General features: G+C 54.6%; 17 protein-coding genes. 8 read left to right on the top strand and 9 right to left on the bottom strand.

The features are described from left to right. Positions 1 to 21 precede the first annotated feature (21 nt). The 3 genes from gutM to gutQ all read left to right on the top strand — a co-directional run bounded on the left by gutM (position 22) and on the right by gutQ (position 2250). Complete coding sequence (gutM, locus tag G4551_RS18350) at positions 22 to 381, top strand: transcriptional regulator GutM (RefSeq protein WP_003037348.1); 360 nt, start codon at positions 22 to 24, stop codon at positions 379 to 381. A 137-nt stretch (positions 382 to 518) separates the two neighbouring features. Beyond that, complete coding sequence (gene srlR / locus G4551_RS18355; RefSeq protein WP_003037350.1) at positions 519 to 1292, top strand: glucitol operon DNA-binding transcriptional repressor SrlR; 774 nt, start codon at positions 519 to 521, stop codon at positions 1290 to 1292. Next, a complete protein-coding gene (gutQ, locus tag G4551_RS18360) occupies positions 1285 to 2250 on the top strand; it encodes an arabinose-5-phosphate isomerase GutQ (protein ID WP_003037353.1) in 966 nt (321 codons plus the stop codon). Before srlR ends, gutQ begins: the two co-directional genes overlap by 8 nt. Here gutQ and norR read toward each other — a convergent pair. Further along, positions 2247 to 3767, bottom strand: coding sequence for a nitric oxide reductase transcriptional regulator NorR (gene norR / locus G4551_RS18365; protein WP_003840251.1), 1521 nt, complete (start codon positions 3765 to 3767; stop codon positions 2247 to 2249). The two genes, gutQ and norR, sit on opposite strands and share 4 nt — an antisense overlap. A gap of 188 nt (positions 3768 to 3955) precedes the next feature. Between norR and norV the strand changes: the two genes are divergently transcribed. Then, complete coding sequence (gene norV / locus G4551_RS18370; RefSeq protein ID WP_003840253.1) at positions 3956 to 5410, top strand: anaerobic nitric oxide reductase flavorubredoxin; 1455 nt, start codon at positions 3956 to 3958, stop codon at positions 5408 to 5410. Continuing rightward, the gene (gene norW / locus G4551_RS18375; protein ID WP_003037362.1) at positions 5407 to 6540 is read left to right on the top strand and encodes an NADH:flavorubredoxin reductase NorW; all 1134 of its coding nucleotides are present in this window, start codon (positions 5407 to 5409) and stop codon (positions 6538 to 6540) included. Before norV ends, norW begins: the two co-directional genes overlap by 4 nt. 161 nt (positions 6541 to 6701) lie before the next feature. Here the strand turns inward: norW and hypF are convergent, their stop codons facing one another. From hypF to G4551_RS18390, 3 genes are all read right to left on the bottom strand, one after another. Beyond that, complete coding sequence (gene hypF / locus G4551_RS18380; protein WP_003840255.1) at positions 6702 to 8942, bottom strand: carbamoyltransferase HypF; 2241 nt, start codon at positions 8940 to 8942, stop codon at positions 6702 to 6704. 143 nt (positions 8943 to 9085) lie between these two features. Continuing rightward, the gene (hydN, locus tag G4551_RS18385) at positions 9086 to 9631 is read right to left on the bottom strand and encodes an electron transport protein HydN (RefSeq protein ID WP_003037366.1); all 546 of its coding nucleotides are present in this window, start codon (positions 9629 to 9631) and stop codon (positions 9086 to 9088) included. Between the two features lie 145 nt (positions 9632 to 9776). Further along, positions 9777 to 10790 carry a LacI family DNA-binding transcriptional regulator gene (locus tag G4551_RS18390; RefSeq protein ID WP_003840257.1) on the bottom strand — a complete coding sequence of 338 codons (1014 nt, stop codon included), beginning with the start codon at positions 10788 to 10790 and terminating at the stop codon, positions 9777 to 9779. 264 nt (positions 10791 to 11054) lie between these two features. On the opposite strand from G4551_RS18390, the gene ascF reads away from it, so the two are divergent. The 3 genes from ascF to G4551_RS18405 all read left to right on the top strand — a co-directional run bounded on the left by ascF (position 11055) and on the right by G4551_RS18405 (position 14368). Continuing rightward, on the top strand, positions 11055 to 12509 hold the full coding sequence (gene ascF, locus G4551_RS18395; RefSeq protein WP_003840259.1) for a PTS cellobiose/arbutin/salicin transporter subunit IIBC: 1455 nt from the start codon (positions 11055 to 11057) through the stop codon (positions 12507 to 12509). Between the two features lie 22 nt (positions 12510 to 12531). Further along, entirely contained in the window at positions 12532 to 13956 is a 1425-nt protein-coding gene (locus G4551_RS18400) for a 6-phospho-beta-glucosidase (RefSeq protein WP_003840261.1), read from the top strand. A gap of 172 nt (positions 13957 to 14128) precedes the next feature. Beyond that, on the top strand, positions 14129 to 14368 hold the full coding sequence (locus G4551_RS18405; protein WP_003037379.1) for a SymE family type I addiction module toxin: 240 nt from the start codon (positions 14129 to 14131) through the stop codon (positions 14366 to 14368). 56 nt (positions 14369 to 14424) lie between these two features. Here G4551_RS18405 and hycI read toward each other — a convergent pair whose 3' ends face one another. Genes hycI through hycE form a run of 5 tightly spaced genes read right to left on the bottom strand, consistent with a single transcriptional unit; the run spans position 14425 to position 18323 of the window. Next, on the bottom strand, positions 14425 to 14895 hold the full coding sequence (gene hycI, locus G4551_RS18410; protein WP_003037382.1) for a hydrogenase maturation peptidase HycI: 471 nt from the start codon (positions 14893 to 14895) through the stop codon (positions 14425 to 14427). Then, on the bottom strand, positions 14888 to 15298 hold the full coding sequence (locus G4551_RS18415) for a formate hydrogenlyase maturation HycH family protein (RefSeq protein WP_003037385.1): 411 nt from the start codon (positions 15296 to 15298) through the stop codon (positions 14888 to 14890). The genes hycI and G4551_RS18415 overlap by 8 nt, the downstream gene beginning before the upstream one ends. Next, entirely contained in the window at positions 15295 to 16062 is a 768-nt protein-coding gene (hycG, locus tag G4551_RS18420; protein WP_003037388.1) for a formate hydrogenlyase subunit HycG, read from the bottom strand. The genes G4551_RS18415 and hycG overlap by 4 nt, the downstream gene beginning before the upstream one ends. Next, positions 16062 to 16604: a formate hydrogenlyase subunit HycF gene (gene hycF / locus G4551_RS18425; protein WP_003037391.1), complete on the bottom strand. Its 543-nt coding sequence runs from the start codon at positions 16602 to 16604 to the stop codon at positions 16062 to 16064. The genes hycG and hycF overlap by 1 nt, the downstream gene beginning before the upstream one ends. Before the next feature lie 9 nt (positions 16605 to 16613). Beyond that, a complete protein-coding gene (gene hycE, locus G4551_RS18430; RefSeq protein ID WP_003037393.1) occupies positions 16614 to 18323 on the bottom strand; it encodes a formate hydrogenlyase subunit HycE in 1710 nt (569 codons plus the stop codon). Positions 18324 to 18330: the final 7 nt, after the last annotated feature.

The following is an 18330-nucleotide window of genomic DNA, read 5'->3' on the forward strand; positions in this document are numbered from 1 at the left end:
GCAAAATCAAAGGAGTACAAAATGGTTTCCGCACTGATTACCGTCGCCGCTATCGCCTGGTGTCTACAACTGGCGCTTGGTGGCTGGCAAATATCCCGCTTTAACCGGGCGTTTGATAGGCTTTGCCAACAGGGTCGGGTTGGTGTTGGTCGCTCCGGTGGGCGTTTTAAACCGCGCGTGGTAGTCGCCATCGCGCTAAATGAGCAGCAGCGGGTGACCGACACGTTATTTATGAAAGGTCTTACGGTATTCGCCAGACCCGGCAAAATTGCCACGATAACCGGCAAACATCTTGATGATTTACAGCCTGATGTGATCTTTCCCCATGATCCGTTAGCACAGAATGCACTATCATTGGCGCTTAAACTGAAACATGGGTAATTTCGTTGTGAATGCTAATAGCTTGCGAAATTATCATTTTGCAACCTATACCCCAAATAATTCGAGTTGCAGGAAGACCAACGCACATGCAGCTTGAAGTATGACGGGTAAATACATAAGTCAGGGTAATCACGCCTATGAAACCTCGTCAGCGTCAGGCTGCCATATTGGAGCACCTGCAAAAGCAGGGAAAATGCTCGGTTGAAGAACTGGCCCACTACTTTGACACGACTGGCACGACCATTCGCAAAGACCTGGTCATTCTGGAGAACGCCGGAACCGTCATTCGTACCTATGGCGGCGTGGTATTAAATAAAGACGAATCCGATCCGCCAATCGATCACAAAACGCTAATTAATACGCATAAAAAAGAGCAGATTGCCGAAGCTGCCGTCCGTTTTATACACGATGGCGACTCTATTATTCTGGATGCAGGCAGCACCGTACTGCAGATGGTGCCGATGCTCACGCGCTTTAGCAATATCACCGTCATGACCAACAGTCTGCACATTGTTAACGCTCTTTCGGAACTGGACAACGAGCAAACCATCCTGATGCCGGGCGGGACCTTTCGCAAAAAATCTGCGTCATTTCACGGTCAGCTGGCAGAAAACGCCTTTGAGCAGTTCAGCTTTGATAAACTCTTCATGGGCACCGACGGCATTGACCTCAATGCCGGCGTGACCACTTTTAATGAGGTGTTTAGCGTCAGTAAAGCGATGTGTAATGCCGCTCGCGAAGTGATTCTGATGGCTGACTCGTCAAAATTTGGGCGCAAAAGTCCTAATGTTGTATGCAGTCTGGAAAGCGTCGACAAGCTGATTACCGATGCAGGTATCGACCCTGCATTTCGTCAGGCGCTGGAAGCAAAAGGGATTGAAGTGATCATAACCGGAGAAACCAATGAGTGATGCACTACTGAACGCGGGCCGTCAGACGTTAATGCTGGAACTACAGGAAGCCAGCCGTTTGCCTGAGCGACTGGGCGATGATTTTGTCCGCGCCGCCAATACTATCATCCACTGTGAAGGCAAAGTCATTGTCTCCGGTATTGGTAAATCAGGTCATATTGGCAAAAAAATTGCGGCGACCCTCGCCAGTACCGGCACGCCTGCCTTTTTTGTGCATCCGGCGGAAGCGCTGCACGGTGACTTAGGGATGATCGAAAGCCGTGATGTCATGCTGTTTATCTCCTACTCCGGCGGTGCGAAAGAGCTGGATCTCATCATTCCGCGCCTGGAAGACAAATCCGTCGCCCTGCTGGCAATGACCGGAAAACCGACCTCACCGTTAGGCCTGGCCGCCAAAGCCGTGCTGGATATTTCCGTTGAGCGCGAAGCCTGTCCGATGCGCCTGGCACCGACGTCCAGTACCGTAAATACGTTGATGATGGGCGATGCGCTGGCAATCGCCGTAATGCAGGCGCGCGGCTTTAACGAGGAAGATTTTGCCCGCTCGCATCCGGCAGGTGCGCTGGGCGCTCGTCTGTTAAATAAAGTGCATCATCTGATGCGCCGTGACGATGCCATCCCGCAGGTGACACTTACCACCAGCGTCATGGACGCGATGCTGGAGCTCAGCCGCACGGGTCTTGGCCTGGTCGCGGTCTGCGACGACCAGTCACTGGTGAAAGGGGTCTTTACCGACGGCGACCTGCGCCGCTGGCTGGTTGGCGGCGGAGCGCTCACCACTCAGGTTAGCGAAGCAATGACCCAGAATGGCATTACGCTGCAGGCGCAGAGCCGCGCGATTGACGCCAAAGAGATCCTGATGAAGCGCAAAATCACTGCCGCCCCGGTGGTCGATGAAAACGGTAAACTCACCGGTGCTATCAACCTACAGGATTTCTATCAGGCCGGTATTATCTAATCCTTCAACCCCAGACGCTTCGCCAGCCGGTGCAGGTTGGCGACGTCTGTTTCCAGCGCCCGCGCACTTGCCGCCCAACTATGGTTATTTTGTGCCAGCGCCCGGCGGATCATCTCCCGCTGGAACGACTCTGTTGCTTCACGCAGGTTGTGATGCTGTGGGATCTCCGCAACAACTTCCGCCGCCGGTGTTACTGGCGCTTCATCCTGCAGGGCAAAATGCTGCGTCTCCAGCACCACTTCATCCCCTGCTCTGGTCGCCCTTGCCAGAACCACCGCGCGGTGAATGGCATGTTCCAGCTCGCGCACATTCCCGGGCCAGGCGTAGCTCAACAGATGGCTACGCGCACCGGGGCTTAACACCACGCGGGACAGTCCCAGCCGCAGCCGACATTGCTCGCAAAAATAGCCTGCCAGTAGCACCACGTCTTCACCGCGTTCACGAAGAGGCGGTACCGAAAGGGGAAAGACGCTCAGCCGGTGGAACAAATCCGCACGGAAATTCCCAGCCAACACCTCTTCGCGTAAATCACGGTTCGTCGCCGCCAGCACTCGCACATCCACGCGCAAGCTGCGATCGTCACCTACGCGCTGAATATCACCGTACTGCAATACGCGCAGCAGCTTAGCCTGTAGCGCCAGCGAGAGTTCGCCTATCTCGTCGAGAAATAGCGTCCCATTGTCGGCCATTTCAAACTTACCGCTACGATTGCTGATAGCCCCGGTAAACGCGCCTTTTACGTGACCAAACAGTTCACTTTCGGCAACGCTTTCCGGCAACGCCGCGCAGTTCAGATACACCAGTGGATTCACCGCGCGCGGCGAACCTTCATGGATAGCTTTAGCCACCAGCTCCTTCCCGGTTCCCGTTTCACCGCTAATCAGCACGTTGAGATCGGACCCCGCCACAATCTCAATCTCTTTTTTCAACTGCATCATATTGGGCGACAGGCCAATCATCTGGGTTTCCGTCACCTGCTCAAAGTTGGTTGACGAACCTGGCAGCATATTCTGGCTTTCCAGCTGTTCAATCAGCAACGCATTGCTCAATGCGCCAGCCGCCAGCGCGGCAATCAGCCTAAGCTCCTCATCGCTGAAAACATCGAACTGATCGGGCTCCATGCCATCCAGGGTTAACGCACCAATCAAATTTTGACCGGCGAACAACGGCAGTCCAATACAGGCATGCACCTTCAGACTCTCCTGCCCCGGAATCAGACCATCATACGGGTCTGGCAAATCGCTGTCGGCAGGGAAACGAACCACGTCCCCGGCGCGGGCAATCGCCTCCAGACGCGGATGCCCTTCCAGAGTAAAGCGTCTGCCGAGAACATCCTGCGCCAGCCCATCGATCGCCAGCGGAATAAACTGTCGCGACTCGTAGCGCAGCAGTGCCGACGCGTCGCACTCCAGCACCTGACGCAAGGTGGTTATCAGTCGTTGAAAACGGTCCTGATGCCCAATACCGCTTTGTAATTCAATGGCGATGCCCGCCAGCACGTCTACGGAAAAGCTCATGGCTACCTCATTGTCATTTTGACAATTCATATTGTCATATTGACAATAAAACATATAGTCACTTTGACTACCACCTTATAGGTGGCAAAACAACTAATCCTTTAAAATCAAACAAATAAAAAGTTGGCACGCAACCTGCAATTAGCAAAGCATCTTTTTTGAAAAACGCTGAATTAATTGAGGTTGTTATGTCTATTCTGGTTAAAAATAACATTCATTGGGTTGGCCAACGTGACTGGGAAGTGCGTGATTTCCACGGAACTGAATACAAAACGCTGCGCGGCAGCAGCTACAACAGCTATCTCATCCGTGAAGAAAAAAATGTCCTGATCGATACAGTAGACCACAAGTTTAGTCGTGAATTCGTGCAGAACCTGCGCAGTGAAATTGACCTCGCGGATATCGACTACATCATCATTAACCACGCTGAAGAAGACCATGCCGGGGCGCTGACCGAGCTGATGTCCTGCATCCCGGACACGCCGATTTACTGCACCGCCAACGCCATTGACTCTATCAACGGGCACCACCATCACCCGGAATGGAACTTTAACGTAGTGAAAACCGGTGATTCGCTGGACATTGGTAACGGCAAGCAGCTGATCTTCGTTGAAACGCCGATGCTGCACTGGCCGGACAGTATGATGACCTACATGACCGGCGATGCGGTGCTGTTCAGTAACGACGCCTTCGGTCAGCACTACTGCGACGAACGTCTGTTTAACGACGAAGTTGACCAGACTGAACTGTTCGAACAGTGCCAGCGTTACTACGCCAACATCCTGACGCCATTCAGCCGTCTGGTTACACCGAAAATTACTGAGATCCTCGGCTTCAACCTGCCGGTCGATATGATTGCCACTTCCCATGGCGTGGTATGGCGCGACAACCCGACACAAATCGTTGAGCTGTACCTGAAATGGGCGGCGGATTATCAGGAAGACCGCATCACCATTTTCTACGACACCATGTCCAACAACACCCGCATGATGGCGGACGCGATTGCCCAGGGCATCAACGAAGTCGACCCGAATGTAGCGGTAAAAATCTTTAACGTCGCCCGTAGCGACAAAAACGAAGTTTTGACCAACGTCTTCCGCTCTAAAGGCGTGCTGGTCGGGACTTCCACAATGAACAACGTGATGATGCCGAAAATTGCCGGTCTGGTGGAAGAGATGACTGGCCTGCGTTTTCGTAACAAGCGTGCCAGCGCCTTTGGCTCGCACGGCTGGAGCGGCGGTGCAGTAGACCGTTTGTCCACGCGTTTGCAGGATGCAGGTTTCGAGATGTCACTGAGCCTGAAAGCGAAATGGCGTCCGGACCTGGATGCACTGGAACTGTGCCGCCAGCACGGCCGTGAAATCGCGCGTCAGTGGGCGCTGGCTCCATTGCCGGAAACAACCGTGAAAGCCATCGCCCAGGAAGAAGCCTGTGCGTGTGCCGCTGCGGCTGCGGCTGCCGCCGATCTTGGTCCAAGCATGCAGTGCAGCGTGTGCCAGTGGATTTACGATCCGGCGAAAGGCGAACCGTTGCAGGACGTTGCACCGGGTACGCCATGGAGCGAAGTTCCGGACAACTTCCTGTGCCCGGAATGCTCACTAGGTAAAGACGTCTTCGACGTACTGGCAACGGAGGCAAAATGAGTCACGGCATTGTCATCATTGGTTCGGGCTTCGCCGCCCGCCAGTTAGTCAAAAATATCCGTAAGCAGGATGCGAATGTTCCGCTGACCTTGATTGCCGCGGACAGCATGGATGAGTACAACAAGCCCGATCTCAGCCATGTTATCAGTCAGTCACAGCGTGCAGACGACCTCACCCGCCAGTCGGCGGGGGAGTTTGCCGAACAGTTTAATTTGCGCCTGTTTCCACATACCTGGGTAACCGACATCGACGCCGATGCCCACGTAGTGAAAAGTCAGGACAAGCAGTGGCAGTATGACAAGCTGGTGCTGGCGACGGGCGCTTCAGCCTTTGTACCGCCGGTTACCGGACGTGAGTTAATGCTCACGTTAAACAGCCAACAAGAGTATCGCGCTTGTGAAACGCAACTGCGTGACGCCCAGCGGGTGCTGATTGTCGGCGGCGGCTTGATTGGTAGTGAACTGGCGATGGATTTTTGTCGTGCCGGTAAAGCGGTAACGCTTATCGACAACGCCGCCAGCATTCTGGCTTCGCTGATGCCGCCGGAAGTCAGCAGTCGCTTACAGCATCGTCTGACCGATATGGGCGTACACCTGCTGCTGAAATCACAGCTCCAGAGTCTGGAGAAAACCAGCACCGGTATTCGCGCCACGCTCGATCGTAGCCGCAACGTAGAAGTCGATGCAGTGATTGCCGCCACCGGCCTGCGCCCGGAAACCGCACTGGCGCGTCGCGCCGGATTGAACATCAATCGTGGTGTCTGCGTCGACAGCTACCTGCAAACCAGCCACCCGGACATTTATGCTCTCGGCGACTGTGCGGAGATTAACGGTCAGGTGCTCCCGTTCCTGCAGCCGATTCAGCTGAGCGCCATGTATCTGGCGAAAAACCTGCTCGGCGGCAATGCGCCATTGAAACTTCCAGCCATGCTGGTAAAAGTCAAAACGCCAGAACTGCCTTTACATTTGGCCGGGGAAACCCAGCGCCGCGATCTGAACTGGCACATCGCCGCCGAAGCACAGGGGATGGTCGCAAGAGGGATGAACGACGAAGGCCAGCTGTGTGCGTTTGTCGTCAGTGAAGACCGCATGAAAGAGGCCTTTGCGCTGCTGAAAACGTTGCCCGTGTAAGTCTGTGATGCCGGATGGCGCCACTTCGCGTCTTATCCGGCCTACGACTTTGCCCGGCAACGCTGCTACTGATTTATTAACCTCACGCACATGGATGTGCGTTGCCACTTGTCGGTATGCCCCGACATGTTTTTCTTGCCCCGCCAGTCCCGGGGCTTTTTTTATTTTTGCGTCAACACCCGCGCCGCGGCAATCACGCCCTGTCCCAATGACAACCCGCCGTCGCCCGCCGGTAAACGCTGCGGGAACAGTAAGGTAAAATCACGCAGATAAAACGCCAGACGGGCCGACAATAAGCGGTTATGCATCACGCCACCGCTGAATACTAACGTTTTAATTCCGCGCGCTTCGGCCTGCTCACGCATCAGCGTGGCAAAACCACACGCCAGCGCGTCGTGAAACGCCCACGCTCTTTCTGCAGGGGCGGTCTGCCAGGTCAGCCATTGCTGCCAAAAAATTGCTAAGTCCAGTTGATTGCCATTAAACGGCACCGTAACAGGGTGATCAACACCTGCACACTGCGATGCCAGCGCCTCCAGCGCACAGGCCGCCTCACCTTCATAACTCAACGATTCCGGCGCACAATGCAACGCGGCGGCAACCGCATCAAACAGTCGTCCGCACGACGATGCCAGCGGGGCATTGATTCCCCGCTCGATGGCGCGCGCCAGTACGTTCCAGTTTTGATGCTGTAGCCCCGATGTTTCCGGGTAACGCTGCCAGTCAGGAACAAAACGCAGGCACTGCGCGAGCAGATTGCGCCATGGCTGTTTTGCCGCCAGATCGCCACCCGCCAGCGCTACCGCCGGTAAGCCGCCAAGGTGTTCGCATTCACGATAGTTGACCCGCAGACATTCGCCGCCCCACAGCTCGCCATTTTCCCCCATACCAATGCCGTCCAGCGTCAGAGCAATCACATCGCCGCCATCGAGCGGCCAGCCGTGCTCGGCAAGACATGCAGCGGCATGCGCATGGTGATGCAGTACCGTTTCGGTTGGCAGATTCATTTCGCTGGCCCACTGGCTGGAAACATAGCCAGGGTGGGCATCATGCACGATACGCAGTGGCGTAAAATCATAAATATTCTGGATCAGGCGTAGCGCATCACGCCACTGCTGCTGAATGCCGTCATCGCTGAGATCGCCTAAATGCTGGCTGATAACCGCCTGTTCGCCACGCACCAGGCAGAAGGTATTTTTCAGATCCGCGCCTAAGCACAGCATCGGCGGCACGTCGCGAAATCCTGGCGGCAGCGCGACCGCATCCGGCACGTAACCCCGGGAACGACGCAGCATTTCCCCGCTATCACGCACCACGGAGTCATCCATCCGCTGCACAATTTCGCGGTTATGCAGCAGGAAACCATCAGCAATCGCACTTAAATCTTCCAGCGCCTGGGCGTTGGTAATGGCCGGAGGCCTGCCGCTGAGGTTGCCGGAGGTCATCACCAGTGGACAATTCATCTCTTGTAAGAGCAAATGCTGCAATGGATTCGCGGGCAGCATGACGCCCACTTCCGTTAACCCTGGCGCAATGCCCTCGCTCAATGCAGCGACATAGCGTTTCTGCACCAGCACGATCGGCGCAGCAGGTGTAGTCAGCAAACGACGAGCAGGTTCGGGCAGTCCGTCATCACCTGGCAGCATTACCGCCAGCGGTTTCGCCGGACGGTGTTTACGCAGCCTGAGCAGCGCGACGGCGTCATCATTGCGCGCATCGCACACCAGATGAAACCCACCAATGCCTTTAACCGCCACAATACCGCCTGCTTTCAGTCGCGATACCGCCGCCTGCAGCGCCTCTTCTTTCTCCGCCCGATCATCCGTGCTGAACCACTCAAGATGAGGGCCGCACACCGGACAGGCAACGGGCTGGGCATGGAAGCGACGATCATACGGGTCACGATACTCTTTGTCGCATTGCGCACAGAGTGGGAACGACGCCATCACGGTGAACGGGCGGTCATAGGGCATGGCGCAGATAATCGTAAAGCGTGGACCACAGTGGGTGCAGTTGATAAAGGGGTATCGGTAGCGGCGTTCGCCGGGGGTGTTCATTTCAACAAGGCATTCGGGACAGGTCGCGGCATCCGGAACGATTTGCGTATTCATCGTACCGCCAGTACTTTGACGAATCGAGAAATCAGCAGGCTGCTGCGTCCAGGCGAATGCTTCGCTCTCAACGCTGTCAATGCGCGCCAGCGGTGGGCAGTGTTGATGTAACTGCGCAATAAATACCGCCGGATCTTCCTGTAAGCGCACAACCACACCGTCACCGTCGTTACACACATCGCCATGCAGTTGTAACCGCTGCGCCAGTTGCCAGACGTAGGGGCGAAATCCGACGCCCTGTACTTTGCCGCGAATACGCAACTGTACGCCGGAGTGGTTGTTTATTGTCATTAGATTATTCCCGCAGTCATCAATCCCGGTTAGCCTGATGGCGCGATACTTATCAGGCCTACGGGGATGCGAACAGTAGGCCGGATAAGGCGAAGCCGCCATCCGGCATAAGTACTACCGTATTTTACGCGGATTTTCAGATATCAGAACAGCAAAGATGCGGTGGAATCCAGCGCCGCGCGACGGCGTTTTTCCGCGCTAAGTTGCTCAAGCTTATTGCGATCTACATAAATCAGCGCGTGAGTCGGGCACACTTCCATACAGGCAGGACCGGCCTCGCGATGGTGGCACAGGTCGCACTTATTGGCTTCAGCTTTTTCTGCACGGACGTTCAGACCCGCGCCGCTGTTACGCACAACCGGACGCACGACCACTTCCATTGCGCCGTAAGGACAAGCCACAACGCAAGTTTTACAGCCAATGCAGCGTTCCTGCATTACGTGAACAAAACCTTTATCGCGGCTGATCGCACCGTTCGGGCAGACGTTAGCGCACGGCGCGTCTTCACACTGGCGGCACAGCGTCGCCGTGGAGACATTAACGCCTTTGATGACGTGAATGCGGGGTAAAAAAGTTTCAGGGGTCAGCGATGCGCAGTCCTGGTTATCCTGATGGGATACCACGCAGGCCACTTCACAGGTACGGCAACCAATGCATTTATTGGCGTCTGCAATGATGAAACGGTTCATCAATTTCTCCAGCAATGACAGAATATCTGCCGAAGCATTCACAAATCGTGCCAGAATTTAATTTGCTGTTATTAAAGGAATTTTATTTTGAAGAACGCAAGAAGGGCGTGTCATCGTCACTAGTGACGATGACAAATGACAGCCGTCAGCGCGAAGCGGGCGGCGCAACTGAGTCGCGCTGGATGAGTTCACCGGTGAAGGTCTTTGGCGGCCTAAACGCCCCGTCACCCAACATAAAGATCAGACGCCCAATCGTTTCCTGAATCATTTCTGTTACCGGAATTTTAACGCTGGAAAGCGCCGGAATAGTGTATGGCGCGAGGGCGATATCATCAAAGCCAATCACCGACACCTGTGCGGGAACGCTCACGCCTTGCTCGTGCAACTGCTTCATCGCGCCAATCGCCATATCGTCATTACTGGCCACCAGCGCGGTAAAATTGACATTGCGCGAAAGCAAAGTATCCACACCCGCTGCGCCGCAGGCTGGCGTCCATTTCCCTTTAACAATCAGATCATTATTTAGCGCGATACCATGATGTGCCAGCGCGTCTTTATAGCCTGAAAGTCGCTCCAAGCCTGTTGGAGAATCCATCGAGCCGGTAATAAAACCAATCTCTTTATGCCCAGCGGCAATGAGCTGAGTAACGGCGTTAAAGCTGGTCTGCTTTTGATCACACCATACGCTGTGGCTACTGTTTTTCCGCAGGCGTCGATTAAGCACCATAATCGGCTGGCTGTGGGTATCGATGATATCGTCTATCTCATCCACGCTGAGAAAACGCGGATAAATCATAATCGCGTCACAGCGCAGGTCGAGCAGGTACTGGATCGCCTGGCGCTCTTCCTCAGCGCTATGCTTACCGTCAGCCAGCAACAACTGGCGTCCTTTATCTTCCGCCATCCGCGCGGTATGAAACAGCAGCTCGCTGAAATAGACGCCGTGATAAAGGGTATTTGTTACCACCAGGCCCAGCGTCTGCGTGGTTTTCGCCGCCAGACTGCGCGCCAGCAAGTTTGGGCGGTAACCACTCTCTTCAATGGCCTGAAACACGCGGTCTTTGGTCTCCTGGCTGACGTAGCCGTTCCCGGAAAGCACCCGGGAAACTGTCGCTTTCGACACCCCGGCACGCTTCGCCACCTCCAGCATCGTGGTCATATTACTCATCCCTATTCTCTCAATGTGACGCAGTGTACTGCACCATTTCGCCGCTGTCCTTGCTGCTAAATCGCAGACGCTGACATCTGGTGATCGGAGTCACAATTACAAAAAATGATAAAAATTAAATCTTGCTCATTACTCATATTTTAAACATGATTTTGTGGAACCGGTTTCCTATCTGCGTTTCATAACCCAGAAAAGCGACCCAACGTAAACGGATAAAACATAACGTACCCTACTGATAAAACAGGATTAAATCCGATGTCCAAGAATTATGCAGCGCTGGCGCGCTCCGTTGTGACGGCTCTGGGAGGCGTCGACAACATCACAGCAGTGACCCACTGTATGACCCGTTTGCGTTTCGTTATCAAAGATGACTCGCAGGTCGACAGCGCGACGCTGAAGACGCTTTCTGGCGTACTTGGCGTGGTGTGTAGCGATAACCAGTGCCAGGTGATCATCGGCAACACCGTTTCGCAGGCGTATCGCGAAGTGGTCAGCCTGTTGCCTGCCAATATGCAGCCTGCTGAGCCGCAAACCAAACCCCGACTGACGCTGAAGCGGATTGGCGCGGGGATCCTCGACGCGCTGATCGGCACCATGTCGCCGTTGATCCCGGCAATTATCGGCGGATCAATGCTCAAACTGCTGGCAATGATCCTCGAAATGACCGGCGTGCTGGAGAAAGGATCGTCCACGCTCACCATTCTTACCGTTATCGGTGACGGCGCATTTTTCTTCCTGCCGCTGATGGTCGCCGCGTCGGCCGCTATCAAATTCAAAACCAACATGTCGCTGGCAATCGCCATCGCGGGCGTACTGGTGCATCCCAGCTTCATCGATCTGATGGCGAAGGCTGCGCAGGGTGAGCACGTTGAGTTTGCCCTGATCCCGGTGACGGCAGTGAAATACACCTACACGGTGATCCCGGCGCTGGTGATGACCTGGTGCCTGTCATACATCGAACGTTGGGTCGATCGCATCACTCCGGCGGTAACCAAAAACTTCCTTAAACCAATGCTAATCGTGCTGATCGCCGCGCCGCTCGCTATCGTCATCATTGGCCCGATCGGTATCTGGATCGGTAGCGCAATTTCAGCGCTGGTATATACCATTCACGGCTATCTCGGCTGGCTGTCGGTGGCCATTATGGGTGCGCTGTGGCCGCTGCTGGTAATGACCGGTATGCACCGTGTCTTTACGCCAACCATTATTCAGACCATTGCCGAAACTGGAAAAGAAGGCATGGTGATGCCGTCAGAAATCGGCGCCAACTTGTCGTTAGGTGGTTCATCGCTGGCAGTGGCATGGAAAACCAAGAACCCGGAACTGCGTCAGACGGCGTTAGCGGCAGCCGCCTCCGCCATCATGGCGGGGATTTCCGAACCTGCGCTGTATGGCGTAGCGATCCGCCTGAAACGACCACTGATTGCGAGTCTTATCAGCGGTTTTATCTGCGGTGCCGTTGCCGGAATGGCCGGACTTGCAAGCCACTCCATGGCAGCTCCTGGCCTGTTCACCAGCGTCCAGTTTTTCGATCCGGCCAATCCGATGACTATCGTTTGGGTATTTGGCGTGATGGCGCTGGCGGTAGTGCTTTCCTTTGTATTAACGCTGATTCTCGGCTTTGAAGATATCCCTGTCGAAGATGCAGCCGCGCAGGCAAGAAAAAACCAGGCCGCACAACCGGGCAATATCAATGGAGCCAGCATTTGACTGGTATGAACTGAGGTTAATTATGTCTGTTTTTCCGCAAGGATTTTTATGGGGCGGCGCACTGGCCGCCAACCAGTCTGAAGGGGCATACCGGGAAGGCGGCAAAGGACTGACTACCGTCGATATGCTCCCCCACGGCACACATCGGATGCCCGTCAAGCTGGGTCAGGAAAAGCGCTTTGCGCTGCGGGATAACGAATTTTATCCCAGCCATCAGGCGATCGACTTTTATCATCGCTATAAAGAAGATATCGCGCTGATGGCGGAAATGGGTTTTACGGTATTTCGTACTTCCATTGCCTGGAGCCGTCTCTACCCTAACGGCGATGAGCTGACGCCGAATGAAGAGGGCATAGCGTTTTACCAGAGCGTGTTTGCCGAGTGTAAAAAATACGGTATTGAGCCATTAGTCACGCTGTGTCACTTCGATGTGCCAATGCATCTGGTCACCGAGTACGGCTCCTGGCGTAACCGCAAAATGGTTGAGTTCTTTACCCGCTACGCCCGTACCTGCTTCGAGGCCTTTGACGGTCTGGTGAAGTACTGGCTGACGTTCAACGAAATCAACATTATGCTGCACAGCCCCTTTTCAGGCGCCGGGCTGGTATTTGAAGAAGGTGAAAATCAGGATCAGGTGAAATATCAGTCCGCTCACCACGAACTGATAGCCAGCGCCCTGGCGACTAAAATAGCCCATGAAATTAATCCGCAAAACCAGGTCGGTTGTATGCTGGCTGGCGGTAATTTTTATCCTTATTCGTGTAAGCCGGAAGATGTGTGGACCGCGCTGGAAAAAGACCGCGAAAACCTGTTCTTTATTGATGTGCAGGCGCGCGGGGCCTACCCGGCTTATTCTGCCCGCGTGTTTCGCGACAAAGGCGTGGTCATAGAAAAAGCCCCAGAAGATGACGACATCCTGAAAAACACCGTCGATTTCGTCTCGTTCAGCTATTACGCATCGCGCTGCGCCTCGGCGGAAATGAACACCGGCAATACCAGCGCCGCCAACGTGGTGAAGTCGCTGCGTAATCCGTATATTGCGGCCAGCGAATGGGGCTGGGGCATCGATCCGCTTGGTCTGCGCATCACCATGAATATGATGTATGACCGCTACCAGAAACCGCTATTTCTGGTGGAGAACGGGCTGGGAGCGAAGGATGAAATCGATGCCAATGGTGAGATCAATGACGACTATCGCATTAGCTATTTACGCGAACATATTCGCGCCATGGCAGACGCGATTGAAGATGGCGTGCCCCTGATGGGTTACACCACCTGGGGCTGTATCGATCTGGTTTCTGCCTCAACCGGTGAGATGAGCAAACGCTACGGTTTTGTGTATGTGGACCGCGATGACGCGGGCAACGGCACGCTGGCGCGCACCCGCAAGAAATCATTCTGGTGGTACAAAAAAGTAATCGCCAGCAACGGCGCCGATCTGGCATAACAGATCTGCCGGAGGGGGTTACAGTCTTCCGGCAGAATTACATATTTTCATTTCATTTATTACATTCCAGATGTGGAATCGTCCTTCCAGTTTCAGGTTTGCCCTCATCCTTTTTTACTGGCATTTTATTCAGTAGTTTTTAATCCTGGCCGTTCACCACAAGGAAGCGTGCATGTTTGATAAAAAGGGTAAATCAGCAGAGGTAATCACCAAACCGGTACGTCGCTTGAAAGTCAGCTATGTCAGAAAACGCCATGAAGATCCAAAAACGGGTTACACGCGACGAATCAGTCGGCACGCCTCGCTCACGCTGAACGGCGACTGGCTGGAACAAGCTGGATTTCCGACCGGTACGGCAGTGAATGTATCAGTGATGCAGGGGAAATTAATTATTGAGCAGGCAATTGAATGACGAGGATACACTGGGAAAACAGGCCGGATGTCGTTCACATCCGGCACTGATACGGTTTACTCTTCTGGCGCTTCCAGCTCGGAGAATCCACCGTGTCCTTCCCAACCGGCTAATCGCTGATAGACGGTATCAACAGCATCTTTGATCGGCTGTGTCATCGGGTAGTAAAAACCGACGATGTCCGGTTGAATGCCGAGGAAAATCACCTCGCCAACGTCGTCTTTCAACTGATCGACCAGGTAATTCAGCGGCATGTTATGAGTGGTCATCATGAACATCTCGGCAATGTCATCGGGATCGATAATGCGGATTTCACCAGGGTTCAGCCCCATATCGGTAGCATCAACAATCAACAAACGTTGCGGACGCAGTTCACGGATGGCGACAATATCGTTTTCTGGCGCACTACCACCGTCGATGACAACCCAGTTGCCTTGAGGATTTGCAGCACACATTTCAGCCAGCAGCGGGCCCGCGCCGTCATCGCCCATCATGCTGTTACCCACACATAATAAAACGTCAGTCACGGTGTCTCCTCACCATCAGATAGATGGCGCTTTCCTGGTGTATGTCGTGCAGCATGCTAAGCATCAGCTTGCTCCACTCCTGCTGCTGCGGGGTCTGTACGGCACGCGCATCATCGAACGCGCGTGCCAGCATTTGCACATGGTTGAAATCGATAACGATCTCGCCGTATTTCGGCACACCTTCCATTTTCCGGCGAGCTTCGCTTCCCTCAGCAAGGGTAGCAATCCATGCCAGATATTCGTCCCATGGACAAGTTAACGCCGCTTCCAGGCAATCGATGATCCCAAGGTGGTGACCAATCGCCAGGCTGTAATAGACAACCTGCTGCGCCTCAGCGGGCGTCGCATCGTTCTCATCAATAAACTTACGGCTCAGTTGACTGAACACCACCGTTTCACTCATCGGATACGCGCCTCTTCGACAACATGGTTAAGATGCGTGACGATCTCGGTCAGACGCGGATCGTTTTCCGCCTCCAGCCAGCGCGCCACCTGATGCTCGCCCTGCCCTAACTGCGTCATATAGTCATCAGCAATCTGGCGGCCATAGCGGTATCCCGCCAGACGGCGAGCCTCGCGATCCACCTTCACTCGCAGCGGCTGAACCATATCCGGATGCAGAATTTCGGCGGGCTGTTCGTCCAGTTCACCCGGCGCACGCGCGTGAATTTTTTGTTCCAGCAGACCCAACGCCATGGCAAAACCATACAGCGTGGCTGCAGGCGTTGGCGGGCAGCCAGGGATATACACATCCACCGGTACGATTTTGTCCGTGCCGCCCCAGACGCAGTATAAGTCGTGGAAAATACCGCCGCTGTTACCGCAAGCACCGTAAGAGATACAAATTTTCGGGTCTGGCGCAGACTGCCAGGCGCGTAGCGCCGGAGAGCGCATGGCACGGGTTACCGCGCCGGTAAACAGCAGGATATCCGCATGGCGCGGGGACGGTACCACTTTGATGCCAAAACGTTCGGCGTCAAACAGCGGAGAAAGCGTGGCGAAGATTTCGATTTCGCAACCGTTGCAGCCGCCGCAGTCCACACGGTAAACGTACGCTGAACGCTTGATGCTTTTTAGCAGCGACGCTTTCATGCTGGCAATGGATTCATCCACCGTCATCGGTACCGGAATACCGTTGGCGTCACGTGGGCCTAATAAATTGCTCATCAGCTGGCCTCTTTCATATGGCGAGTCAGTTCAATACGGTCAGACGGCACCAGGCATTTCTGGCGCTTACAGTCCGGGCAGGTCTCAAAGCTTTCACGGTGGTTTTCCGCGCGGCTATCACCGTTGTGCTTAAGTAGCGCAATGGCGTAATCAATCTCTTTTTGTACCGCAAACGGACGGTTACATACGCGGCAATTACACAGCGCAAAGCGGGACTGCTGCAGGAAATCCTCTTTCTTCCACACCGCCAGCTCATACTCCTGCGACAGCTTGATCGCCGCCGTCGGGCAAACTTCTTCGCAACGGGCGCAGAAGATGCAGCGACCGAGGTTGAACTGCCACGCCAGCTCATTGGTGGCCAGATCGGTTTCGACCGTCAACGCGTTCGACGGGCACGCATTCACACAGGCCGCACAGCCAATGCACTGCTGCGGATTATGTTCCGGTTTGCCACGGAAGTTTTTATCGACCGCGATCGGCTCCAGCGGATACGACGATGTCGGTGCCCCGGTTTTGATGACTTTTTTGATAAAGGTAAACATGGCGATTCCTTATTTCAGCGGCGAGTTTTTACGCTCGATGCTGTAGCGCTCAAGTTCTTTGTACGGCACGACTTTGCTCTTCTTCTTACGTACATCGACCACGGTCATACGGTCAGTACAGGAGTAGCAAGGATCGAGGCTACCGATAATCAGCGGCGCATCGGAAACGGTATTACCACGCAGCATGTAGCGCAGCGTCGGCCAGTTGGCGTAGGTCGCCGCACGGCAGCGCCAGCGATACAGTTTCTGGTTGTCGCCGGTCATGCTCCAGTGAATGTCATCTCCGCGCGGCGCTTCAGCAAAGCCCAGTGCGAAACGGTGAGGAATGTAGGTAAAGCCTTCCACCATCAGCGGGCCGCCCGGCAGGTTATCCAGACCAAAGTCGATCATATTCAGTGCGGTGTAGACTTCATTAATACGAACTTTCAGACGAGAAATAACGTCGCAGCCTTGCTCGCTATGAACTTCCATCGGCAGCAGACCATAGCCGACAAACGGGTGATCGGCGCGGGTGTCACGCGCGTGGCCGCTGGCGCGAACCATCGGGCCGACGTTACTGAAGTCACGGGCAATTTCCGGATCCAGACGACCAATACCAACGGTACGCTGTTCCATATTCGGCGTACTGAGCAGCATATCGACCAGTTCCTGCACGTCACGACGCATCTGCTGCGCCAGTTGACGGGTCTGGATCATATCTTCTTTCAGCAGATCACGACGGATACCGCCGATCAGGTTCAGACCGTAAGTTTTACGAGCCCCGGTGAGGATTTCCGCCATCTTCATCGACGTTTCACGCACGCGGAAGAACTGCATAAAGCCGGAGTCAAAACCGGTGAAGTGACAGGCCAGGCCGAGGTTCAGCAGGTGCGAGTGCAGACGCTCAACTTCCAGTAGAATGGCACGGATCATCTGCGCACGTTCCGGCACCACGATGCCCATCGCATTCTCAACGGAGGTGGTATAGGCGGTGCTATGCGCAAAGCCGCAGATACCACACACGCGATCTGACAGGAACGTCACTTCGTTGTAACCCATACGGGTTTCCGCCAGTTTCTCCATGCCGCGGTGGACATAGAACAGACGGTAGTCGGCATCAATAATGTTCTCGCCGTCCACGAACAGGCGGAAGTGACCGGGTTCATCGGAGGTGACGTGCAACGGGCCAATCGGCACCACGTTATTTTTCTTGTCGCCCAGTTCGTTGATGAACTCGTAGGTTTCAGCATCGGTAGTCGGCGCCGGGCGCTGACGATAATCCATGCTGTCTTTACGCAGCGGATAGAGTTCGTCCGGCCAGTCATCGGGCAGTACCAGACGACGCTCATCCGGCAAGCCAACCGGGATCAAACCGTACATATCGCGCACTTCGCGCTCGCCCCAGACCGCAGCCGGAACGCGCGGCGTGACGGACGGGAACTCCAGCTTATTGGCATCGACTTCAACGCGGACGGTTATCCAGCATTTGGTGCCCTGCTCCATCGACATCACATAATAAACAGCGTAATGGCCGCACAGCTGGCGTTCGTCGTTACCAAACAACACGGACAACCAGCCGCCCTGTTTGTAGTACAGGAACTCCACCACTTCCGGCAGGTAGTTCACCTTGACGGTGATCGTCAGCTGATCTTTGGTCTGCCAGGCTTCATCCAGCACCACGCCCGGAAAGGCCTGATGCAGCGCAGCGAGATATTGTTGACCTAATTTTTCTTCAGACATGCTCAAA

Source organism: Citrobacter freundii ATCC 8090 = MTCC 1658 = NBRC 12681 (assembly GCF_011064845.1).
Lineage (GTDB): Bacteria > Pseudomonadota > Gammaproteobacteria > Enterobacterales > Enterobacteriaceae > Citrobacter > Citrobacter freundii.